At 43.3% G+C, this 23,018-nt stretch carries 19 protein-coding genes and 1 pseudogene; 3 read left to right on the forward strand and 17 right to left on the reverse strand.

Features of this window, described 5'->3' with window-relative positions; genetic code table 11:
- Positions 1-81: 81 nt before the first annotated feature.
- Entirely contained in the window at positions 82-1,677 is a 1,596-nt protein-coding gene (locus N0824_RS13960) for an Hsp70 family protein (protein WP_108937188.1), read from the reverse strand.
- 191 nt (positions 1,678-1,868) lie between these two features.
- Here N0824_RS13960 and N0824_RS13965 point away from each other — a divergent pair, with 191 nt between their 5' ends.
- On the forward strand, positions 1,869-2,468 hold the full coding sequence (locus N0824_RS13965) for a Uma2 family endonuclease (RefSeq protein WP_108937189.1): 600 nt from the start codon (positions 1,869-1,871) through the stop codon (positions 2,466-2,468).
- A 69-nt stretch (positions 2,469-2,537) separates the two neighbouring features.
- Here N0824_RS13965 and N0824_RS13970 read toward each other — a convergent pair whose 3' ends face one another.
- From N0824_RS13970 to accC, 3 genes are read right to left on the reverse strand one after another with little or no spacing between them, the layout of a single operon-like run.
- Complete coding sequence (locus N0824_RS13970) at positions 2,538-3,113, reverse strand: Uma2 family endonuclease (RefSeq protein ID WP_108937190.1); 576 nt, start codon at positions 3,111-3,113, stop codon at positions 2,538-2,540.
- 26 nt (positions 3,114-3,139) lie between these two features.
- Complete coding sequence (locus tag N0824_RS13975) at positions 3,140-3,709, reverse strand: Uma2 family endonuclease (protein WP_108937191.1); 570 nt, start codon at positions 3,707-3,709, stop codon at positions 3,140-3,142.
- A 43-nt stretch (positions 3,710-3,752) separates the two neighbouring features.
- Positions 3,753-5,099, reverse strand: coding sequence for an acetyl-CoA carboxylase biotin carboxylase subunit (gene accC, locus N0824_RS13980; protein WP_108937192.1), 1,347 nt, complete (start codon positions 5,097-5,099; stop codon positions 3,753-3,755).
- Positions 5,100-5,727: 628 nt separating this feature from the next.
- On the opposite strand from accC, the gene hisD reads away from it, so the two are divergent.
- Positions 5,728-6,984, forward strand: a complete 1,257-nt coding sequence (gene hisD / locus N0824_RS13985) for a histidinol dehydrogenase (RefSeq protein WP_108937193.1) — start codon at positions 5,728-5,730, stop codon at positions 6,982-6,984.
- 5 nt (positions 6,985-6,989) lie between these two features.
- Here the strand turns inward: hisD and N0824_RS13990 are convergent, their stop codons facing one another.
- Both N0824_RS13990 and N0824_RS13995 read right to left on the reverse strand, forming a co-directional pair.
- Positions 6,990-8,204: an ABC transporter permease gene (locus N0824_RS13990; protein WP_108937194.1), complete on the reverse strand. Its 1,215-nt coding sequence runs from the start codon at positions 8,202-8,204 to the stop codon at positions 6,990-6,992.
- A 400-nt stretch (positions 8,205-8,604) separates the two neighbouring features.
- Positions 8,605-10,179, reverse strand: coding sequence for a glucose-6-phosphate isomerase (locus tag N0824_RS13995; protein WP_108937195.1), 1,575 nt, complete (start codon positions 10,177-10,179; stop codon positions 8,605-8,607).
- A 200-nt stretch (positions 10,180-10,379) separates the two neighbouring features.
- Here N0824_RS13995 and dusB point away from each other — a divergent pair, with 200 nt between their 5' ends.
- Positions 10,380-11,387, forward strand: coding sequence for a tRNA dihydrouridine synthase DusB (gene dusB / locus N0824_RS14000; protein WP_108937368.1), 1,008 nt, complete (start codon positions 10,380-10,382; stop codon positions 11,385-11,387).
- Between the two features lie 54 nt (positions 11,388-11,441).
- Here the strand turns inward: dusB and N0824_RS21375 are convergent.
- The 11 genes and pseudogenes from N0824_RS21375 to N0824_RS14055 form a co-directional block, all read right to left on the reverse strand.
- Positions 11,442-11,705, reverse strand: a pseudogene (locus N0824_RS21375) (hypothetical protein); the annotation flags it as partial.
- Positions 11,702-11,929, reverse strand: coding sequence for a hypothetical protein (locus tag N0824_RS14010; protein ID WP_002765161.1), 228 nt, complete (start codon positions 11,927-11,929; stop codon positions 11,702-11,704). The pseudogene N0824_RS21375 and the gene N0824_RS14010, both read right to left, overlap by 4 nt.
- Positions 11,930-12,326: 397 nt before the next feature.
- Positions 12,327-12,734: a hypothetical protein gene (locus tag N0824_RS14015; RefSeq protein ID WP_108937196.1), complete on the reverse strand. Its 408-nt coding sequence runs from the start codon at positions 12,732-12,734 to the stop codon at positions 12,327-12,329.
- Positions 12,735-12,737: 3 nt separating this feature from the next.
- A complete protein-coding gene (locus N0824_RS14020; RefSeq protein WP_052278563.1) occupies positions 12,738-13,136 on the reverse strand; it encodes a hypothetical protein in 399 nt (132 codons plus the stop codon).
- A 569-nt stretch (positions 13,137-13,705) separates the two neighbouring features.
- Complete coding sequence (locus tag N0824_RS14025) at positions 13,706-14,992, reverse strand: glutamyl-tRNA reductase (RefSeq protein WP_108937197.1); 1,287 nt, start codon at positions 14,990-14,992, stop codon at positions 13,706-13,708.
- Positions 14,993-15,176: 184 nt separating this feature from the next.
- Entirely contained in the window at positions 15,177-16,214 is a 1,038-nt protein-coding gene (glpX, locus tag N0824_RS14030; protein ID WP_108937198.1) for a class II fructose-bisphosphatase, read from the reverse strand.
- Positions 16,215-16,792: 578 nt separating this feature from the next.
- A complete protein-coding gene (locus tag N0824_RS14035) occupies positions 16,793-17,554 on the reverse strand; it encodes a sulfite exporter TauE/SafE family protein (protein ID WP_108937199.1) in 762 nt (253 codons plus the stop codon).
- Entirely contained in the window at positions 17,555-18,106 is a 552-nt protein-coding gene (locus N0824_RS14040) for a DUF2854 domain-containing protein (protein ID WP_046660484.1), read from the reverse strand. It abuts the gene before it with no gap.
- Positions 18,107-18,399: 293 nt separating this feature from the next.
- Complete coding sequence (locus N0824_RS14045) at positions 18,400-20,082, reverse strand: alpha/beta hydrolase (protein ID WP_108937200.1); 1,683 nt, start codon at positions 20,080-20,082, stop codon at positions 18,400-18,402.
- A 337-nt stretch (positions 20,083-20,419) separates the two neighbouring features.
- Positions 20,420-21,733: a mechanosensitive ion channel family protein gene (locus N0824_RS14050; RefSeq protein ID WP_108937201.1), complete on the reverse strand. Its 1,314-nt coding sequence runs from the start codon at positions 21,731-21,733 to the stop codon at positions 20,420-20,422.
- Between the two features lies 1 nt (position 21,734).
- Positions 21,735-23,009, reverse strand: coding sequence for an extracellular solute-binding protein (locus N0824_RS14055; RefSeq protein ID WP_108937202.1), 1,275 nt, complete (start codon positions 23,007-23,009; stop codon positions 21,735-21,737).
- Between the last annotated feature and the right edge of the window lie 9 nt (positions 23,010-23,018).

Genomic DNA, 23,018 nt, shown 5'->3' on the forward strand with positions numbered 1-23,018 from the left:
CCACCAGTCAAACAGAATATTGCGATAATATCAGTGCAAACTTACTATGAGTCTGCACTTGATTTTTAGGTGAAGCCAAGCCTAGCTTAATTTGGTGACAATTTGATTATTTAGTAACAATTCTTGACTGAGTAAATCTTCCACATTAATCCGCAGAAAACACTGATCATCAATCCAGAACTGCACTTTAATGCGATCTTTACCCCGGAAACCTAAAGGCTCGAGTTTAGCGATCGAACGGGCCCCCTCGCGATCATTTAAGGGTTGGACGCTAGTTTCTCCATTACCCAGGGAACGAGTAATTAATTTATCGCCATCAAAATAGACCTCCATTGCCCCACTTTCTCTGCCTAATTCGCCGATAATTAACTCAATGCTGGGTTGATTGTCCACGGAAGCACCTAGGACTAATTCCACGGGTTTTTCCATGGGATAGGGTTGTCCAGAGTTAATAATCGGATGCCAAGCGTGGGCATTTTTGCGACGATTCCAGTAACGAATCCCGTAGCTATGATAGAGAAAATCTTTGACTTGATAACCTTGGGCTAATTGTAACGCTCCTAAAGCGATCGCTTCAAAGGGTCGATCCTCTTTAATTTTACTACTATCAAAATACTGTCGCACCCAATCTTTTACCGCCGGAATTTGTACGGTTCCCCCGACTAATAACACCGCATCGATATCGCTAACTTCAATTCCATTGCGTCTTCCCTGTTGCAAAACTCCCGTCATTAAATCATCTAATTGATTAAAAAAGTTTTGTTGTTGGAGAATATCGGTCAATTGTTCTCGATCTAAACTTAACTCGTAACTCTCGAAATTTTCCTCATCAAAATATACCTCCTCGGCGGTTAATTGGGAAGAAAGTTTAATTTTTAATCTTTCTGCTAGACGAGTAGTCAAGGAAGTTTTCCCTAAAGATTGCTTTTGGGCAAAATAATCGACAATCCAATCGTCGATATCTGACCCCCCTAAATTTGTCCCCGCCTTGGCTAAAACTCTCGCTAGTTTAGTTTTTTGGGCGGAATTATTGCCTAAAAGTTTTTCTCCCCACTTGAGAATAAAACCTTGATTTTTTTGAGGATTATCTAAATCTAATTGTACCAAAGAAAGATCGAGGGTGCCACCGCCAAAATCTACCACTAAAATCACCTGATCACCCGTGGTTCCATAACCCAAAGCGGCGGCCGTGGGTTCATCAATTAGTCGAATTTGTTCGATTTCCCAACCCTGACAAACATTGCTTAACCAATTGCGGTAACTTTCAAAACTATCGACGGGAACGGTTAAAACTAGAGATTGGGGGGTTTCTGGGGTGGTGTTTTTTAATTGGTCGATGATGCTATCGAGAAACCATTGACCAACCCCCTCGAAACTGAGGACAGTTTCCTCTAATTCTGGTAAAAATCCTTGAATTTTTGCCCCGATACCTCGTTTAAAGCGACGAAAAAAACGCGGATCTCGATCGATATCTAAACCCCGATCGCGCACTGCTTGACCGGCAATTACTTGCAGAGGATTGGCCGATTTAATATAGAGTAAACTGGGAATTAGGGGGGGATTGTCGGCTATTTGTTGGGATAACTCCGATAATTTCACGGTTTCGGCCCTATTTGTCGCCCCATTCCAACGAGTAATGACGGTATTACTGGTTCCGAAATCAATAGCGTAGAACACGATCGATGGTTTTTAGATAAATTTAGTTAATTATTCGCTATTGTAACCTGTTATTTACTGAACCCGCCCGATCAAGGTGGAAGCTTCCGAAAAACCTAGGCAATTTGGTCAGCGCAAGCTCAAGAAGTCTGTGCAGAAACTTGACAAATAATCTTTAATAGTATATATGAGTTCCACCTGATCAAAGGATTATGTTAGCAGTTACTACCTCACCCGAAACCCTCTCCTTAGAAATTCCTATGGCGATCGCTCTCTCTATTACCCTTGAACAGTTTGAAGCCCTTGCTGTGGTCAACCGTGACTTAAAATTAGAACGTACAGCCCAAGGAGAATTAATCGTGAATCCCCCGACAGGTGGCGAATCAGGACAGCGTAATTTTAGCTTAACGACTCAACTGGGTCGCTGGTGCGAAGAAAATGAAGCTTTAGGAGTCGGGTTTGACTCTTCCACTGGATTTATACTACCAAATGGGGCGATTCGTTCCCCCGATCTATCTTGGGTGAGTCGAGAAAGCTGGGAATCTTTAACCCCTAAGCAGAAAAAAGGATTTATTCCCCTCTGTCCCGATTTTGTGGTGGAATTGCGGTCTGAATCCGATAGTCTTGACAAATTACAGAAAAAACTGCTCGAATATAGAGAAAATGGCGCAAGGTTAGGCTGGTTAATCGATCCCCAGAATCGGCAAGTTGAAATTTATCGTCAGGGAAAGGAGGTAGAAATATTAGAAAATCCCACTGATTTGTCGGGGGAAGATGTTTTACCCAATTTTAGCTTAAATTTAAAGCTCTGATGTTTTCAGGAGTAATCCTGCGATATTAGACTTCTGGCAGAAGTCTGGCAAGAGGCAAGCTAAATTGGTTTACCAAATCAAAGTAAGATTTAAACTAAATTCTGGCAGCATATTTTCCCCCGATAAACTCTCTGGATTAGTTAAAATTTCTACTGCCTGTCCTTGACGATAAATTTCTACTTCTCTAGTTTTTCTATTGATTAACCAACCTAAACGAGTCCCATTATCTAAATATTCCTGCATTTTTTTCCTAGCGGTTTCTAGGCTATCACTAGGAGACATTAATTCAATGACAAAATCGGGAGATAGAGGTAAAAATCTTTCCTTTTGTTGTGGGGTTAAAGCTTGCCATTTTTCTAAAGGTATCCAAGCAGCATCGGGAGAGCGATCGGCCCCATTCGGTAGTTTAAACCCCGTGGAGGAATCAAAAACTACACCTAATTTATTTAGGTTATTCCATAACCATAATTGGGCAGTGATTCCAGCGTTAGAATTGCCCGTTTTTCCCCCCGTCGGTGGCATAATAATTAAATCTCCTTTGGTGTTGCGTTCCAAGCGCAAATCTCGGTTATCCTGACAAAGTTGAAAAAACTGTTCATCGCTGAGTTGCCAAGATTCAAATTTAATTTCTACTACTGCCATCATAGATTCTCTTTTATAGAATTATAGAATTACCAAATATTATCAAGTTCTAAGACAAACTGAGATAAAATATTCTCCCCCGATAAACTTTCTGGATTAGTTAAAATTTCTACTGCCTGTCCTTGACAATAAATTTCTACTTTTCTAGTTTTTCTATTGATTAACCAACCTAAACGAGTCCCATTATCTAAATATTCCTGCATTTTTTTCCTAGCAGTTTCTATATTGTCATTAGGAGACATTAATTCAATGACAAAATCGGGAGATAGAGGTAAAAATCTTTCCTTTTGTTGTGGGGTTAAAGCTTGCCATTTTTCTAAAGGTATCCAAGCAGCATCGGGAGAGCGATCGGCCCCATTCGGTAGTTTAAATCCTCCAGAAGAATCAACAACTACACCTAATTTATGTAGGTTATTCCATAACCATAATTGGGCAGTGATTCCAGCGTTAGAATTGCTGGTTTCTCCTCCAGTCGGGGGCATAATAATTAAGTCTCCTTTTGCGTTGCGTTCCAAACGTAAATCTCGGTTATCCTGACAAAGTTGAAAGAACTGTTCATCGCTGAGTTGCCAAGATTCAAATTTAACTTCTACTGTCATTATTATCCCCAACCTACTCTCGTCTAAAATTCATGGTAACGCCCTAGGGCAAGAGATGTTCCTGGATGAAATTAGTGTAAACATCTCCGGCTAAAAAAGCTGGAGTTTCCAGTATTTTACGATGGAAATCAATAGTCGTCGGTACTCCCGTGATCGCACATTCCCGCAGGGCCCGTTTCATGCGTTTAATCGCAGTTTCGCGATTTTCTCCCCAGACAATTAATTTCCCAATTAGGGAATCGTAATAGGGGGGGATTTCGTAATCGGTGTAAACGTGGGAATCCATGCGGACACCAGGACCACCGGGGGGCAGATAACCGCTAATTTTGCCGGGGTGGGGGCGAAAATTGCGATCGGGATCCTCGGCATTAATGCGACACTCGATCGAATGCCCTCTAAATATCACCTGATCTTGCTTAATTTGCAGTTTTTCGCCCTGTGCTACCCGAATTTGTTCTCGGATCAGGTCTATCCCCGTGATCATCTCCGTGACGGGGTGTTCCACCTGAATACGGGTGTTCATTTCCATGAAGTAAAAATTACCGTGTTTATCGACTAAAAATTCCACGGTTCCCACCCCGACGTAATTAATTGATTTAGCGGCTTTAACGGCGGCATTACCCATTTTTGAGCGTAAATGGGGCGTTAAGAAGGGACTGGGGGCCTCTTCTAGCAGTTTTTGGTGTCGTCGCTGAATCGAACAGTCTCTTTCTCCTAAATGGATCACGTTACCGTGACTATCGGCCAAAATCTGAAACTCGATATGTCGGGGACATTCGATAAATTTTTCTAGATATACTCCCGAATTGCCAAAAGCCGCTTCTGCTTCCCCTTGGGCGGCTTTTAACATACTACCTAGTTCATCTGCACTATTGACAAGACGCATCCCACGCCCTCCACCCCCAGCAGTGGCCTTAATCAGGACAGGATAACCGATGTCATCAGCGATACGCTTTGCTTCCGCTTCCGAGGTAATTAAACCACCACTGCCGGGGATAGTGGGAACTCCCGCTTTTTGCATGGTTTTTTTAGCGGTGGATTTATCGCCCATCGCCAGAATAGCACTGGGAGACGGACCGATAAAAGTTAACTGATGATCGGCACAAATTTCGGCAAAACGGGCGTTTTCTGCCAAAAAACCGTAACCGGGATGGATCGCAGTGGCGTTGCGTGTTAGGGCAGCCGAGATGATATTAGGGATATTTAGGTAACTTTTGCTGCTCGGAGGCGGACCAATACAAACACTCTCATCGGCCAATTGAACATGAAGGGCATGGCGATCGATGGTAGAGTGAACGGCAACGGTTCTAATGCCCAATTCTTCGCAACTATGAAGGATTCTTAAGGCGATTTCCCCGCGATTGGCGATTAATATCTTGGCAAACTGCATTGGACGACCACGAGATCAGGCTGGTGTGATAGGCGACTATTTAGTAGAATATCTGGTTTTGTTACCTTGGGGAAATCCGGAAGTGGGTAATTATAAATTATGAATTATGAATTATGAATTATGAATTGGGGTGTGGGGTGTGGGGAGAATAGACCTCTTGCAAAAATCAAAAATCTGACCTTAGGTGAGGAGTCTCCGAGCCAGTATTCAGGAGTCAGGAGAATTAAGAATGAGCATTAATCAATTAAATGCTCTATTTAGGGCTTTTATGCAATTTTATGTCTATTTTTCTCATTTTTGCACTCTCAAAAATTAATTATGCAAGAACTCTAATAAATAAAATAATCTCCTATCTCCTGACTCCTATCTCCCGACTCCTGACTCCCGACTCCTGACTCCCGACTCCTGACTCCCGACTCCCGACTCCTGACTCCTATCTCCCGACTCCTGACTCCCGACTCCTGACTCCTATCTCCTGACTCCTGACTCCTATCTCCTGACTCCTATCTCCTGACGGCTAAAATAACCGACTTCGTCTCCCTCCCCGGTCAAGATTGAAAGCGATAAGCTAGAGTGTGAGAAGTGAAAACCTTTTAATCTCGTTTCGCCCCTAGAGGATAATAGCTCGATGTTGCGAATTATCACAGAGCCATGGTCAGCCAGAACGGAACTGAGACGAATTCGGGAACGGTTCGACGATCCGGAAATTCGGGAAAAAGAATCGCTTGTCCGAGAGATTGTCGATCAGGTGCGACTTACTGGCGATCGCTCGTTGGTGGATTACACGGAAAAATTCTACCAACAGTCCCTTAATCTACAACAACTGAAGGTGAGTGGCTCGGAACTCGATGCTGCTTATCAACAGGTGTCCCAGGATTTATTAAATGCGATCGCTGTTGCCTGTGAAAAAATGGAGGCTTTTCATCGTCAGCGTCTTCCCAAAGCTTGGGTGCAGTTTCCTGAGGATGGTACGGTTCGGGGGAAACGTTATCAACCGCTTAACAGTGTGGGAATTGTTGTTCCCGATGGTAAACGGGCCTATCTCAGTTTACTGCTCCAACAGGCGATTCCTGCCAAAATAGCGGGGGTTAAACGGATTGTCATGGTATCTCCCGCCGATGAGGATTTACGCATCCATCCGGCAATTTTAGTGGCAGCCCAATCGGTGGGTATTAGTGAGATTTATCGGGTGGCTGGACCACAGGCGATCGCCGCTTTAGCCTACGGCACAAAAACGATCGCTCCCGTGGAGATGATTGCTGGAATAGGTGATTTTTATACTAATTTGGCTAAAAAACTGGTTTCTGACCATGTAAAAATCGATTGTCTCTCTATTACTTCTGATTTGGTTATTATTGCCGACAGTCAAGCTAATCCCAGACAGTTGGCCCTAGATCTATTAGCGCAAGCGGAACAGTATTCCCTAGCGGCAGCGATTTTATTGACGACGGATAAGGCTTTGGCCCTAATAGTACAGGAAGAGGTACAAAAACAGTTACAGGTACATCCCCAGAGATTGTTAACGGAAAAAGCGATCGCTCATTATGGTTTAATCGTGGTGGTGGAATCATTGGCAAAAGCGATCGAATTATCGAATCTTTTTGCTCCCACCCATTTATCCTTAATGATCGATGAGCCTTGGGAAAAACTATCTTCTGTGAGACAATCGGGAACTATTCTCCTCGGTTCCACTACTCCAAAAGGGGTGGCTGATTATTTAGGTTGTCCCGTGGGAGTGGAAACTTTTCTCGATTCCGCCACTTTGATCGAATATCCTGCCGATTCTTTCGCCTCCATAGCCCATAATCTGCAAATATTAGCGCAAGCGGAGGGCTTGACCGCAACGGATGCGGGTATAAAATCCCGAGGCCAGGACAAGAACTAGAAAAACTATAATCTTCTCAAAGCAACTATTGGGTCTAATTTAGCGGCACGATGAGCGGGAACAACACCGAAAATCAGACCGATGGCACTGGAAACTCCTAAAGCGAGAATTATGGCAGGGATTGAGACACTGGTGGTTAAAGCGGCAAAAATTCCAGCTAGGTACATTCCTTGAATGCCGACAAAAATCCCGATAATTCCGCCAGTAGTGGCTAAAATCACCGATTCAATCAGAAATTGACCTTTTATATCCCCTTCTTTCGCTCCTAAAGCCTTTCTTAACCCAATTTCTTGGGTTCTTTCCGTGACTGACACGAGCATAATATTCATGACACCGATTCCCCCGACAAAAAGGGAAATACTGGCGATCGAGGCTAACATTCTAGTTAAACTATCGTTAGTTTCTTTGGCCATTTCTAAGACTGCGGTTTGGGGGAAAATCTGCACATAATTCTCGTCGCTGACCTGATGACGCATTTGCAGTAGGTTGCTAATCTGAAACTGGGCGGCTTTAATTTGGGCAGAGTTTTTGGCCAAGACAGAAATATGAGTCAGGGGAATGCCAAAGATAGCTCTGCGGCCTTGAACCTGATTAGACATGGTAGTTAGGGGAATTAAGGCTCGATCGTCCTGATTAGTCTCAAATAAGGAGCCTTTCGCCTGTAAAACTCCAATAACTTGAAAACTAAGATTGCCGATGCGAAGATTTTCGCCCACGGGATTGCGATTACCAAAGAGATTTTTGGCTAATTCCGATCCCAAGACAATCACCCGATTATCCCGTTTCAGGTCAGATTCCATGATAAATCTACCTTTAGATAGTTGACGGTTACGCACATTTAGGTACTCGGCTCCCACCCCGATTAGGGGACTATTACTGGTTCTATTACCGAAGGATAGGATTTTTTTACCGCTCAATTCGGGAGAAATGGCGGCAATGGAGGGAACTTGAGATGCGATCGCTTGAGCGTCTTCGTAGGTGAGCGGCCGGGGATTAGGAATTGTCCGCCGGACATTGCGCGAAGAGGTGGAAACAAATAAAACATTCGGACCGAGGGCTTCAAATTGCTCGATAGCAACTTTTTGCGCTCCTTCACCCACTCCCACTAGGGCAATGACGGAGGCGTTACCGATAGCAATCCCCAGCATAGTCAGACCACTACGCAGTTTATTGGCCATCAAAGCGGAAAAAGCCATTTTCAGGTTTTCGAGCATTTCCATGGTTAGTTACATTCAGTGATCAGTGGGGAATTATGAATTATGAATTATGAATTATGAATTATAGCGTTTCCCAATCTCATGAGGTACACCAAAATCTTAACTCCTGACTCCTGACTCCTGAATCCCGAATCCTGACTCCTGACTCCTGAATCCTGAATCCTGAATCCTGAATCCTGACTCCTCAAAACCTAAGACTCTGTACCTCACAACTATGGGAATTGCTATAAGTACCTAAGCAAAATTAATTACACATTTCGATAAAGCTTTTGCCTATTGCCTATTGCATGAGTGCCTATCCTAACCAAGAAATTAATTTTGCACGACTACTTATGAATTGGGGAGTGGGGAGAATAAATAAAAATAATCTCCTGACGACTGATAACTGATAACTGATAACTGATTAGCGTGCAGAGATTTGGATCGTTTCTGGTTTACTTAAATCGCCAGTAATAGTTAAACTGCGCCCATTAGCGTTGAGATGACGGACGATTTTATAGATAGCCTCAACTTGGTCACTAGAGCCGATTTTGGCCGCTAGTGTGGTTAGGTCGAGAGCAGTTCCCGTTTCCCGAACAACTTGCACGATTTTTCTTTGTAAATCCAGAATAGAAGCGGCGGCTTTTTTCCCCGCTTCTACCCCAGGTTGATGGTAGGCGTTAATATTAACTAAACTAGCATAGAAACTAACAGCCCTTTCGTAGAGGGCGATTAAAGCCCCCACCTGACGAGGAGTAACCTCTGGGATAGTGATAGTGATAGAGTGGCGACTTTTTTCGTATAAAGCTTGTCGAGTACCTTGCAGTAATCCTGAGAGGAAATCGCCAGCAGTGGAGCCGGTTTCCACTTCCATGGAATCTCCTTGTCGGTCTTTTAACACTTCAATAAAAGTGGCGAAGAAATTGGGAATCCCTTCGCGTAATTGTTGGACGTAGGCGTGTTGGTCGGTGGAACCTTTGTTACCATAGACGGCGATACCTTGGTACACCGTCTTACCATCGAGGTCTTTTTCTTTACCGAGGGATTCCATGACCAATTGTTGCAGATAGCGGCTAAAGAGATAGAGACTGTCTTTGTAGGGCAGAATCACCATATCTTTCTCTCCCTTGCCATTGCCCTCATGATACCAAGCTAGAGCAAGTAGGGCGCTAGGATTTTGTTTCAGGTTATGGACGCGGGTGGCGATGTCCATTTCTTTGGCCCCGGTTAACATTTCGTCAATGTCGATACCCTGCAAAGCGGCCGGGAGAAGACCGACGGCGGATAGTTCTGATGTACGACCACCGACCCAATCCTGCATGGGGAAACGAGTTAGCCAATCTTGGGCGTATTTGTCCAGTTGGCTACCCGGCATGGTGACGGCGACCGCGTGTGGCGGAAAGTCTAAATCCTGTTTTTCGTAAGCGTTGCGGACTTCTAACATTCCATTTCTCGCTTCGGGAGTGCCGCCGGATTTACTGGTGACGATAACCAGGGTGGTAGCTAGGGGTAAATGGGCTAGGGTGCGATCGATCCCTTTGGGGTCGGTATTATCAATAAAAGCAATCTCTAAGGGGGGATTAAGGGGGGATAGAGCCGAACCGACGAATTGGGGACCCAAAGCAGACCCCCCGATGCCTACACAGAGAATATGGGTGAATTTTGACCGATTGGGCGGCTTAATTGCTCCGGAGTGAATTTTCTTGACAAATTCTTTGATCTGTGCTAGGGGTTCGGTGATTTCGTCCCGCAATTCCTGGTTAGGAGCGAGTTCAGGAGCGCGCAGCCAGTAGTGGCCGACCATACGCTGTTCGTCAGGATTGGCGATCGCACCCTGTTCTAAAGCTGTCATATCTTGGAAAGCACGCTCAAATTTTGCTTCTAGACCTTTGAGAAAAGCCTCATCGAAGGGAATCCGACTGACATCGAGATAAAGTTCTAGGTTAGGGTGATAGTATAACCAATCTTGGTAACGTTGCCAGAGTTGCAGATTATCCATAAAAAAAAGCGAAATTTTTGTTTAATTACTCGTTTAGGAGAGATAAGATTCTATCCTCTCCAATCATCATACAGGTAGTTTTAGACTAGAAGATGACGGTTAAGCATATATTATGGGGTTGGCAAAATGCTAACAGTGACCGAACTATCCCCTAATTGTTCGGTTTGCTGGTGTTGGCTGTTGATTTTTTAACTGGTTCTATGGCTATCTACTCATCTCCTCTCAAAATCGGTAACTTAGCAGTACATAGCCGGGTCTTGCAATCACCTTTATCCGGTGTCACCGATTTAGTTTTTCGGCGCCTGGTGAGACGCTTTGCTCCTGATTCCATGCTCTATACCGAGATGGTCAACGCGACAGAAATCTCCCAGCTGCAAGAGTTACCGCAATTGATGGTTATCGGGGACAAAGAACAACCAATTAGTATGCAGTTATTTGATTGTCGTCCCGATTTTATGGCTGTGGCGGCGGAAAAAGCGGTTAAAGAAGGGGCGATGACCATCGATATTAATATGGGTTGTCCTGTTAATAAAATTACTAAAAAAGGCGGCGGTTCTTCACTTTTACGACAGCCAGAAATTGCCGAGCAAATTGTTAGGGAAGTGGTGAGAGCGGTATCGGTGCCAGTAACGGTGAAAACTCGCTTAGGATGGAACGCTCAGGAGATTAATATTATCGATTTTGCCCGTCGTTTGGAAGATGCGGGAGCGCAAATGTTGACCCTGCACGCACGCACTAGGGAACAGGGTTATCACGGGCCGGCCGATTGGCAATGGATTAAACGGGTGAAGGAGGTTTTATCGATTCCTATCATTGCTAATGGTGATATTGTTTCTGTGGAAGCGGCGATTAATTGTTTGGAATTTACCCGGGCCGATGGGGTGATGTGTTCGCGGGGAACCCTCGGTTATCCCTATTTGGTGGGGGAAATCGATTATTACCTCAAAACAGGCAAAAAGTGGCCGAAACCCACCTCTATTGACCTGTTAAGCCTAGCTAAAGAGCATTTACAGGGGCTATGGCTATACAAGGGACAACGCGGTATTTGGCAAGCGCGGAAACATCTGGCTTGGTATTGTCAGGATTTTACCGGTGCGGCGGTTTGGCGCGATCGGTTTTCGCGCATCGAATCCCTGGGGGAGGGCTGTGATTTGATTGATGGAGCTATTGCCCAATTAAACCTTGAAAACGAGAATATTTACAGATAATGATCGCACCGACCCGCTATCATCAACCTTGAATGATATTATACTAAATCCGTTGAGAATCTTGTCATACTCGGAGTGCGACCCAACCCAGAACCAAACTATCTTTTCTTCGTCTGACTTTTTAATCCCTAATGCTCGCCATCCAATGCCGACTCTGACTGACCAGATTTTTTCTCTTGGTTTCACCTCTTTGAACTCTAGGCTGGGGTGAAATGGATTTTCTTGCCAAATCTCGTAATTTTTCTTGGCTGTTTCTTGTACCCTTTGCGGCAAACTGAGAAAAAGTTGACGAAACCTCTTGGTTCTGGCTGACTTCATTCTTTCCCAAAGCCTTTATCTTCTGTTCTCCCCTCTTGTTCTTCTATCAGGGCTTCCTGTGCCATTGTTATTAAAGCTCCCAATTCCAGATCTTCGTTAGAAAGGCTTTGCTGCCATTTTAATTCACTTTCAATATCTTCTAGCAATTGTTGAGCAAGTTCATCCTGAAGAGACTCTGGCAGTTTCTGGATTTCTGTGAATGCTTTTTGCAACAGAGTAGTCATGTTTTGTTCATGTTTTACAGGCATGGCACTATTTTACTACTTTTTCTACTCTTGCAATTCAACTATTTGATTATACAGAAACTTTCCGAATAACCAGAGTAAGGATATGCCGAAAGTTTCCGCATATCACCCCGTTTTGTGGATTCCTGACAATCAGCCGAAATAACATCAGCTTTTCCCCAAGGTTGCAGCACCAATTGTTCAATCTGACTGCACTTCGTAACAAAAATTTACAACTTGATCATAAGCGATCGCACTCCCATCGATCACTGTGCCTAGACGTTTTTAGATTATTATCATTTACTTGAATCAATGAGCATGGTGCGTTCCCCAAAATTGATCGCTGCAGCGGTAGGAATTGCATAAGGGAACGCACCCTACCAGAGCAGCGATCATACTATTCCCAAGTTAGAGTTATGCCTTCTAGGTTGCATACTCTCTGAATAGTTTCCAGTTTACTTTCAGTCAATTTCCCAAATAGGTGAACTCTCATTTTATGCTTGGGATAATACTGTCCATAACTCTTTATTTGCCCGATCGCTGATTTCCAGCCTTTTGTATTTTTAACTTCAATTATTTCCGTATTAGTTAAGACATCTATTCTACCTACCTTATCAATGTAAACCTCGGTTTTTCCTCCTAATTCTCTAGCCAGTTTGTCCCGATACCAAGCCTCTGTCTCCTTCACAGGAGTATTTATCTCCGGCTCAATAACTATGCCATTAAGCTGATTAATAAAGTCCCGAATTGCTCCTCTTACTAATTTTTGAGCAGCATTGGGGGACTGTCTTTTCCGTTTAGCCATTGCTTACTCAGTGAATAATTTAGAGATCCCATATCCAGCTAAACCAATTACTGCTCCTACTGCCGCTACGGGAGCCATTGTCACTGCAACTGCCGTCCCCCCTACTGCTAATCCCATACCCCCAACCAATGCTGATATACCGGCTCCAGCACCCGCACCAATTGCCGCTGCTCCAATTGCCGTTGCGTCTTGTTCTTCTATTGCTTTTTTGGTTCCGTAAACTGCTGTGCCAACCACTGCTCCTGCCGCTGCTACTGGAGCCATGCCGACTCCTAGAGCAGTTCCTCCTACAGCAAGTCCCATACCGCCAACTACTGCCGATGCACTAGCTCCAATGGCTGTACCCACTCCCACTGAAATCATTGCCTGTTGAACTTCTTCTGGCTTATTTTTGTCCGTCATTTCTGGCTTATTTTTGTCCGTCATTATTTTGCCTCATTTTTTAGGTTTAACTAATTATACAGAAACTTTCCGAATAACCAAAGTAGGAATATATGGAAACTGTTGGCATATCACCCCGTTTTGTAGATTCCTGACAATCAGCCGAAATAACATCAGCTTTCCCCAAGGTTGCAGCACCAATTGTTCAATCTGACTGCACTTCGTAACAAAAATTTACAACTTGATCATAAGCGATCGCACTCCCCTCGATCACTGTGCCTAGACGTTTTTAGATTATTATCATTTACTTGAATCAATGAGCATGGTGCGTTCACCAAAATTGATCGCTGCAGCGGTAGGAGTTACATTAGGGAACGCACCCTACAGCTTGGAGATGTCCATTAATTATACCGCTCCCTGCTGCCAACTCCGGCACTCATGGACAGTCTTTTAGAGAGTCAACCGCTTAGTGGTCTGTCAATCTTGAAATTGTGGATAGGGGAATGCTGCCAAACTATTCGCCCCCAATCCCTCAAAATCATCTTAACAGACCAATAGAATCGCCCTTAATTTTTGTGGATTGTCGGTCCCTAACTATATTCTTCCCCGACACTGAGATTAAAGAGCATTTGCAGGGATTGTAAACAGCGCTTGCGGGCTTCGATATCCTGTTGGGCGCGCAGTTGTACCATGGGTTCGTGAAGGATTTTATTGACGATACCGCGGGTCATCGCTTCGATAACTTCTTGGTGTTTTTCGGCGAATTCCGTCCCCAGACGGGAGAGGGCCTTTTCTAATTCCTGTTCGCGAATATCTTCAATTTTGCTTCTTAAACAGCTAATTGTCGGTACAGTGTCCAAAGAACGCCACCAAAGCTCGAAAGCTTCCACTTCCTGCTCTAGGAGTGCCTCTGCTTCCCTGGCCATCTGACGGCGACTTTCCTGATTGGCGGCCACCACCGCTTTAAGATCATCGACGTTAAAAGCTTGCACCTGTGCCAATTCCTTCACGTCGGTGTGGACATTGCGGGGAACAGAAATATCGATCAACATCAGCGAGTTAGCAGTAATCGTCACTTCTGTCAATAAATTTTTGGTTAAAATTGGTTCCGTGGCTCCGGTACTGGTAAAGACGATATCCGATGCCGCTACCGTAGCCATCATCTCTTCTAAGCCATATAGTTGGATTGGTACGTTAGGAAATTCACGGGCTAACTCCTCGGCCCGTCTTTGGGAGCGGTTGACGATCGCAATTTGCTGAGAACCCTTAGCCAGAAGGTGCGTAACTAATAATCGGGACATTTTCCCTGCCCCGATAATAGCGATTTTCTTGCTGCTGAGGTCTGCCACCTTAGCATGGGCTAACTCCACCGCCGCCGAACTGATCGATACGGCTCCCGTGCCGATGCTGGTTTCAGTGCGGACGCGTTTACCGGCAGTCATCGCTTGTTTAAACAGGCGATCGAGTAATTGGCTAATACTATTGTACTTCTGAGCTAATTTATGGGTATTTTTAACTTGAGCGAGAATTTGTCCTTCCCCGAGGACAAGACTTTCTAAACCGGCCGACACCCGGAGCAGATGGCGGACAGCGTCCTGATGCAGTAGGGTAAACAGATAACGACGCAGGACATTAAGGGGAATATGCCCAATTTCAGCGAGAAACTGGGTAATTTCTACCACACCCTTCTCCGTATCCGTAACCACGGCGTAGATCTCCAAACGGTTACAGGTGCTGATAATAGCCACCTCTTGGATGTGGGGATAACCCTTGAGGTGGGTAAGGGCGGACTCGATTTTCGCTTCCGGGATACTCAATTTTTCGCGAATTTCCACCGGGGCTGTCTTGTGACTCAAGCCCACTACAGCAATATTCATTTATGTTCTCCTACAAATGTTGCTCAGGCTACAAAAATTATTGATAAAGATCAGTGCGTTATGTCTCTAATTGTTGCAATTTAGTCCCAATCGGGATGCAAATAAAAGATGTTTGAAAAAAAACTTTATATATTTTTACCAATGGGGGCGAGGTGAGCCATGCCCACCCCACCCGATCAGAGAATTATCTCAGTTGAATGTATTTGGGTTGGTCGAACAGGTGAACGGTATCGACAAAGCGAGCGGTTTTCGATTGGGTGGAGATAACCAAGCTTTGGGTACGAGCGCCACCATGGAAGAAGCGTACCCCTTCCATCAGGGTGCCGGGGGTGATCCCACAGGCGGCAAAGAGGACGGTTTGGCCACTGGCTAATTCCTCGCAACCGTAAACGCGATCGGGATCGGTGATGCCCATTTCTTGCAGACGAGCGATATTACCCTCGCGACTTTCACCGATTAAACCGGTTTTGACCACTTCGGGATCATAGATTAATTGTCCCTGGAAGTGACCGCCTAGACAACGCATAGCCGCTGCCGAGATTACCCCTTCTGGAGCGGCACCGATACCCATGAGAGCATGAATATTAGTTCCCGAAAAAGCGCAGGAAATAGCGGCCGATACGTCACCATCGCTGATCAGACGAACTCTGGCCCCGGCGTTGCGGATTTCTTGGATTAATTCCTTGTGACGGGGACGATCCATAACCACTACCACCAGTTCTTCGATCGAACGATTGAGACAATCGGAAAGAACTTTCAGGTTTTCCGTCGCCGATTTATTAATATCCACATGACCTTTAGCTGCTGGGGGAGCGGCTAATTTTTTCATATAAAAGTCAGGAGCGGCGAATAAGCCGCCTTTTTCGGAGATCGCTAACACGGCCATAGAACCATTTTGACCGTAGGCGACCAAGTTAGTGCCTTCGCAGGGATCGACGGCGATATCGATTTCGACTAATTCGTCGGGATTACAATATTGTTTGGCATCAACTTGGGTACAGATACCCACTTCTTCGCCAATATAGAGCATGGGAGCTTCGTCTCTTTCCCCTTCTCCGATAACGATGCGACCGCGCATATGGATTTTATTCATCCGTTCGCGCATCGCTTCCACAGCGACGTGATCGGCGGTATTTTTTTCGCCTTTACCCATCCACTTGGAGGAGGCAATGGCAGCCTGTTCGACCACTTCGATAATTTCTAACCCTAGCGTACTTTCCACTCGATGATCCTCCCTACAGCTGATCTATGATTTATCTAGTGAGTTTGTTTCCTTAACAGTCAAAAGTCTATCACCAGACGGGGATCATTCTTAAGTTTTTATGTAGATCATCTGGAGGAGACCGGTATGCCTAGGGAGTTTTTGCCGGCACTGTCGCCTCCATCTCGGTTATGGAGAGCTTGATCGCTGATTGCGGCTCGCGATCGCATGAAGGAAAGTTCTTGCCCCTGTTGTCAGTGCTAGACAAGGGCAGCTTTGTCGATACTAAACATCTGCTATAGTTTTGCCGAGCAAAATTATCCACCCTATTCCGTTAATCCTTCAGTGTGTTTAACCGATGCTAGAATGCAGCAAGAGACTCGGTTATTCTAGACAAGCTAAAACCCACTTTTCTTGGCAATTGAGTTAAAACGTCATCGGGTCAGGTTTTAAAATCAGCCATTTTAGTTGACAGTCTTTCTCATAAAGATGCAGTATAACCTAATTTGCTATCGACGACCGAGTCCCCAAAGGGAAAATTTCTTACCTCATCATTAAGATAAGCTAAGACGCATTTTAACCGCCTATAACTCGGTTTGTTAACGAAGAAAATAAACTATAGCGATAATAATACTGAGAATTACCACAGTCTTACGCAGATAACTAGGAGAGATAATTCTAGCTAGTTTTCCCCCCAATAAACCCCCAATTAAAGAGCCAATTGCTACCACTATCGCCGCCGACCAATATACCTGATTAGAAAAGAGGAAAAAGCAAGCTGCCGCCACGTTAACCACCAAAGAAAGCAACTGTTTTAAAGCATTTAATCTCGTGAGATTATCCTTGAGAAATAAGCCCAAAATTGCCAACTCAATCACACCTAAACCCGCTCCGAAATAACCACCATAAATTGAAGCGAGAGCGATGGGTAAAACCGCCAAAATTTCTGGGATATGACCATTTTCGTCCCCCTTTCGCCGCTGTAGCCAAGAGCGTAAAGTATCTTGAAAAGCCAATAAAGCCGCCGCTAAAAGAATCAGAAAAGGAATCAGGCGCTCAAATACTTGATCACTACTATTTAACAGTAAAATACCACCGATAATGCCGCCAATAACTGCCGATGGTAGTAATAACCGAATCCGTTTTTCTTGCCCGTGCAGGTCTTTTTTTTGGGCGAGAGTTGCCCCCAGATAACCGGGGCATAAAGCGACGGTATTAGTCACATTTGCCATCACCGGTGGGATACCCACCGCCATCAGGGTTGGAAAAGTAATCAGACTACCGCCACCGGCAAGAGCGTTAATTAAGCCAGCAGCCACGGCAGCGATTGCTAGGAAGCCATACTGAATAGGCGTGAGCATTTAGGCGTTAGGGATAGTAATTAGGGCTAAATCAATTTTTTCCTCGTCAACTTGCTTAATTTCGGCTCTAATTCCTGGTCCAAAGTATCTCTCGATTTTTTCCTGTTTTGCCAGCCACTTTTCTAGGGGTAAAAGGGGCGATTCAAATTCTAGGGTGAGACAATAGGCGGAATCAACAGCAGTTTCACGAATTGCCACTAAAGTCGGTCTTTCCTCGTCCGTGGGGCTTAATCCCAGCTTTTCTAGGGCTTCATCCAGATGCACTTCCTGTCCGTAGCGATAGCGGGTGACATCGTTGCGAAGTTTGGTTTGGGTGACAGTAGCCTGTTGTTGGCGCAATTGCAAGATTTCGGGGCTACTGGGTTGACTAAAGGGTATAGGTTTGATTTCTGAGGCTTTTAGGGCTAAACCTCCCAATAATAACGGTAATCCGTAGAAAAAACCCGCTAAATTGACCGTGGCGTTACCTTGGGCATAACCAATAATCCCGATAACCGTTAAAATACTGCCTAAAATTAAGCCAAAGTACGATAGTCTAATTTTCCTGAGCATGAAATAATTTTTTTCTTGAGTACGCTAATCCTTTAGAGATTATACAACTCAAGAGAATCTTTTTTGCAGAGGGGCAGTGGGGAGATTTTTGAGCTATCAGTAAACAGTCATCAGTCATCAGTGAAAAGAAAGCGGCGAACTTGCCACTTAATAAGTAAGTAATCTGAATTAATTGTTAGATAGTGGCACAGGCTTCTGGTTCTTTGTATTTTATCTTTGATTGTAACCAGCTACTTAGTTGATGATAGGTGGTGCGTCAGGAATTTTTGTCGTCTAACGCACCCTAGGTTTTACTATTGCCTATGTACTCGCAATTTTTCAATTAATTGAGATAATTTCTGGTCAGAAGCGGCAGTGATAAAGTCTAATTTAAACTTTTGTCCCTGACTGAGATATTCTGCATAACTAGACAGAAGAAAAGGACGAAACTTGTCATTATCGGCAATATAAACTTCAAAAAAAGCCACCAATAAAGCCCCCGCGTAATCCCCGATTAAATTTTGATCGGGTAAAGTGATATTGACCACAGACTTCAGTGTTTTTTGCATTCCTGCATCCAATTCCGTAAAATTTACATGAGCTTGTCCCTCCACCATGGCCAGATATTTATCCGGGGTTTTTAACCAAGTAAAAGGAATGGCCTGTTCAAAAATCGGATTAGCTGCCGGGTCATAACTTCCCGAACCCAAGAGGACAGGAATTGCTATTTTGCTTAAACCTTTTTCCCCAAAAATACTGCGGTTAACGGGATTAGTCGCAAAGACGGCCGTGACTCGTTCATCGCGAAAATTATAGACCTTTCTAGGCAATTCCAGGGCGCGACATTCCAGTAAAATGGCGATATTAATCCCGGAGTAAGGACGATTACAATCTTGGGCGAGATTATCAAAGTCAATTTGTGCGCCAGCAACAGCTAGAGATGTATAACCCCCGAAGGAATGACCCGCTACTCCCACATTAGTGAGGTCCAGTTTACCTTGAAATTGACTAGGATTACGTCTTGCTAATTCATCGATGACAAAGCTAATATCTTTGGGTCGATTAATAAACTCATTGCCATCAAAAATATTGCGATAATACCCCCCTAACATTCCTTGCAGGTATTTGATATCACTGCCGGGGTGTTGCGGTGCCGCTACTAAAAATCCGTAGGAAGCTAGATGTTCAATTGCTTGGGCATAATCTTCTGGTCGCGAGGCTAATCCGTGGGAAAAAATAATTACAGGTGTTTTGCCTTCTCGGAAAGTTTGCGGGATATAAACATTGACATATAAACTGCGATTGCGACTGCTATCGGTTAGGTTCCAAACTTCTTTTTTTACCTGAAAGCTACCGCGCTGGCGCAGATCGGGTAAACTGGTATAATTAATCGCTGGTTTAACGGCAGCGGCTTCCTCGGCTGTCCAGAGGCGCATATCTTTAATAAATATTTCCGCCACATAAACCGCATAATCGATGGTTTTAGCTAATCCGAGGATTTCTTCCCCCTGTAACTGGATATTATTGGGGAATTTTTTCAGCACATTTAAAAGGGTTAATCCTCCCGGATCGAAAGCGGCACTAACAATCGCACCCCGCAGGGCATATTTACCATTAATTCCCCCTTGAATGGTGATGCCTTTGCCCAAACGAGAGAGCATATCAGCACCCATCACACTATTAAAAAAACGAGATAGTAAAATAGGATCGATGTCAATTTTTTTTAATAAAGCCTCACGAAACTTCTCTCTTGCCTCGGGAGTTGCTCTGGCCATAAATCTTTTTAAATTAGCATCGATTTTTCCTTCTTTAGCAAAGGTTTCTAGGGATGCTACCGATACAGAAAAGACGAGGGGAGTATAGACAAATTCAATTTCTTCGGCGGCTTTTAGGGGTAAAGTGGTGATACCTGCAGCGAAAAGACCTAGGAGAAAAGCTCGTAGCCGACGGGTGGGATTATTTCTGGGAAAACGATTTTGTAAACGGGGGATAATCATGGGATTTTTAGTTAGGGTAAATGACAACAATTAAAAGGGAAAAGTGGGACTACGAGTGATGTCCATAAGGCCAATTTAAGGCTAGGGCAAGCGATAAAGTGCCAAGCAAAGTAGGACGAAAAAGCATTAGCAAAACCTCGATATATTCATCTGGGATATTTTAATTATAGATTATTGATAATTTGTGAATATACTATCTAGAATAGTAAGTTATAATTGTTTTTATGTCAAGATATTAACCATTAATAAAAAACGATAAATACATGAATTTAATAAGTGAAAGTGATATATTTGGCGATGAAAATAATCAGATAAGATTTTTGACCAATATAAATTGCTAATTATTACGAATGTGAATATTTTGTTGCGGGAAGGGAATCTCGATACCCTGTTGAGTAAACCGATCAAGAATAGCACAATTAATATCACTAATTACTCGCTTTTTTCTGTTGACATCATCCAACCAAAACTTTAATTCAAAGTTTAAACTAGAATCGTCAAAATTAAGAAAAAAGGCTACTGGTTGCGGGTTTTTAAGTATGTGAGGATGTTGATCGGCAATCTCTAGCAATAAATTCATCACCTGTTGGGCGTTAGAATTATAACCAACTCCGATAACAATTGAACAATAAATCAAGTTATCACTACCCGTGTAGGTGGTGACATCCTCAGTAAAAAACTTTTGATTGGGAATAATTTTTTCGGAATTGTCTGTAAGAATTTGCACTGTTGTCGCTCGGATACCTAGCTTTTTTACCTGAGAAGTCTGTCCTTCAATATTAATTATATCACCGGGTTTGAGAACTTTTTCAAATAATAGTAAAATACCGCTAATGAAATTACTTACCACTTGCTGCATACCGAAACCAATACCCACCGATAAACCGCCAGTAATTGCCGCTATTGCTGTTGCATTAACTCCCACATAACCCAAGATGATAATAAAACCTAAGACAATGAAAAAATAACGTCCTAACAGTAAAGTTGCTTCAATTTCACCGCGACTCGCTTGCTGATTTAAATTAGTAATACTCAGAATTATACTCTCTATAAGAATAACAATAATTACCAGAAAATAGGGAGCTATTATCAAAATAAATATGCTTCTCAATGTGATCGGACTATTGAATAAATTGAAGGGAGATACTTGGGCAATTTCTTGAATATTATTGTAAACACCAATAATAATAGTTCTCAGGAGGAATAATACCAATAAAGGTGCTAAAAGCCGACCATGATAATATTTAATTGTCTTGAGGGAAAACTTGGCGTATAATCCAGCTAATAAACCACGATAAACTAAATAAAACCACATTAGTTTTATCGATAAACTAATCATTCCTCTTGTCCAGTTTTGACTCAAAAAAATTAGATAATTAAAGTCAAGTAAAATTATACTAATAACTGGAAAATTAAGAAACTGTATCAGGATAGCAAAATATTGACGGAGGGTTAAATTTTTATCCCTATGAATAAAACTGGTGACGTGAGGAAATCTTTTTTCCAAGTAAGACCATAACCATTTTGATAATAACCAAGCAACAATTAAAGAGAGAAAAATAATCGTTAATTGATTTTGAACGTCTCTGCGTCCTAAAAATAATAATTGGTTAGCAATTATTTCCGAAAGAGAGGGAATATTGTTGTTCATATTACTGATCAAGATCTGATTGAATATAAAGTGTTAGTTTTTGTGCTGCTGCTGAGGAAGATATTTCACCAGCGATCGCTCTTTCATACCAAAATTCTCCCTCTTCTAAAATTTTATTCAACTTTTCCCAATCATCCAGAGGAACTGCCACAGCATTGTGAGATTGTTGTAATAATACCGACTCAATCGGTAGTAAATTTCCTTCGATCTGCACCCGTCGATTAGTGGGAATAAAACTTTCTGTTTGGATGATTGCTTGCAATTGTTGTTCGGGATTAGTGAGAAATTTTCCTAAAGCTAATCCCAAACTATTTTCATTATCACTATTATTGCGATTAAATACCATCACCCTTGTATAGAGAATTGGTGCTGCTTTACCTTGAGTTTCTTGGGGAAGTAAAGCGACTCTGAGATCATCTTGTAGGCTATTTTTTAAATCGGCAATTTCAATAGAACTACACACATAATAGGTTAAGCGGCCTCTAGCAAAGGCATCATGGAGTAATTCCCGTTGACGATTGAGGATAAAATTAGGCTGTGACGAGGCAAATTTTAGCCATTCTAGCCATTTTGCCCAACCATATAGGCGAGGTTGCAGGCTACCCTGATCATCCCACAAATAGCCGCCAAAAATTGCCATTCCCCAAAAAGTATCTTCAAAAGAGGACACCATCCCCACAGAATAGCCTTTGCGCGCACGTTCCACTAATCCCTCTAAACTGGTGGGAGGTTGCTTCAGCAGCGGATCGGGACTAACTTGTAATTTTTTTTGATTATAACACAGTACATTGGTACGAGAACCCAAGGGAATGCCATAGATTTTTCCTTGATAGCTAACTTGTTTCAGCGTCGGGGGATAATAAATAGATAAATCTAGATTGTTCTGGTCAATTTCCTTCAGTACTCCTTGGGATACTAATCTGGGTATATTTCTCGAAAAAATTAGAATAACACTCGCACCCAATCCGCTTTGAGATTGTTTAAACAAAAGTTCGGGTATCTCATCGACAGGAATAGCTTGTTCGAGAATTGTCACTTGCGGATTTAATTTTTCAAACTCTTGCAAACCCAGACCTAGTACTTCAGTTAAATTTCTCTCTTCTGGATACCAAACCGAGAGGGTTCCTTGCAGTTGCTCCGATGATTGAGTAGGAAGATAACTAAAACAGGCATAAAGAAAAATTGGCATCAAGATAAAAAGCAATAGGAGCGATATAATTCTCCTTATTTTTTTACTTCCCCAAGCAGTTTTAACTTTGAGCCTTAGAAATTGCATCGCTCGTGA

It is taken from the genome of Microcystis sp. 0824, from assembly GCF_003112475.1.
Classification (GTDB): domain Bacteria; phylum Cyanobacteriota; class Cyanobacteriia; order Cyanobacteriales; family Microcystaceae; genus Microcystis; species Microcystis aeruginosa_C.

Excerpts from the sequence above, each read along its gene's own strand:
- N0824_RS14035 (WP_108937199.1), bottom strand. The coding sequence starts at position 17,554 with ATGCTCACGCCTATTCAGTATGGCTTCCTAGCAATCGCTGCCGTGGCT.
- N0824_RS13970 (WP_108937190.1), bottom strand. The coding sequence starts at position 3,113 with ATGATGGCAGTAGTAGAAATTAAATTTGAATCTTGGCAACTCAGCGAT.
- N0824_RS14020 (WP_052278563.1), bottom strand. The coding sequence starts at position 13,136 with ATGACGGACAAAAATAAGCCAGAAGAAGTTCAACAGGCAATGATTTCA.
- N0824_RS14040 (WP_046660484.1), bottom strand. The coding sequence starts at position 18,106 with ATGCTCAGGAAAATTAGACTATCGTACTTTGGCTTAATTTTAGGCAGT.
- N0824_RS13965 (WP_108937189.1), top strand. The coding sequence starts at position 1,869 with ATGTTAGCAGTTACTACCTCACCCGAAACCCTCTCCTTAGAAATTCCT.
- N0824_RS14045 (WP_108937200.1), bottom strand. The coding sequence starts at position 20,082 with ATGATTATCCCCCGTTTACAAAATCGTTTTCCCAGAAATAATCCCACC.
- N0824_RS13995 (WP_108937195.1), bottom strand. The coding sequence starts at position 10,179 with ATGGATAATCTGCAACTCTGGCAACGTTACCAAGATTGGTTATACTAT.
- N0824_RS14050 (WP_108937201.1), bottom strand. The coding sequence starts at position 21,733 with ATGAACAACAATATTCCCTCTCTTTCGGAAATAATTGCTAACCAATTA.
- N0824_RS14015 (WP_108937196.1), bottom strand. The coding sequence starts at position 12,734 with ATGGCTAAACGGAAAAGACAGTCCCCCAATGCTGCTCAAAAATTAGTA.
- accC (WP_108937192.1), bottom strand. The coding sequence starts at position 5,099 with ATGCAGTTTGCCAAGATATTAATCGCCAATCGCGGGGAAATCGCCTTA.
- N0824_RS14025 (WP_108937197.1), bottom strand. The coding sequence starts at position 14,992 with ATGAATATTGCTGTAGTGGGCTTGAGTCACAAGACAGCCCCGGTGGAA.
- N0824_RS14055 (WP_108937202.1), bottom strand. The coding sequence starts at position 23,009 with ATGCAATTTCTAAGGCTCAAAGTTAAAACTGCTTGGGGAAGTAAAAAA.
- dusB (WP_108937368.1), top strand. The coding sequence starts at position 10,380 with ATGGCTATCTACTCATCTCCTCTCAAAATCGGTAACTTAGCAGTACAT.
- N0824_RS13975 (WP_108937191.1), bottom strand. The coding sequence starts at position 3,709 with ATGACAGTAGAAGTTAAATTTGAATCTTGGCAACTCAGCGATGAACAG.
- N0824_RS13990 (WP_108937194.1), bottom strand. The coding sequence starts at position 8,204 with ATGGAAATGCTCGAAAACCTGAAAATGGCTTTTTCCGCTTTGATGGCC.
- hisD (WP_108937193.1), top strand. The coding sequence starts at position 5,728 with ATGTTGCGAATTATCACAGAGCCATGGTCAGCCAGAACGGAACTGAGA.
- N0824_RS14010 (WP_002765161.1), bottom strand. The coding sequence starts at position 11,929 with ATGACTACTCTGTTGCAAAAAGCATTCACAGAAATCCAGAAACTGCCA.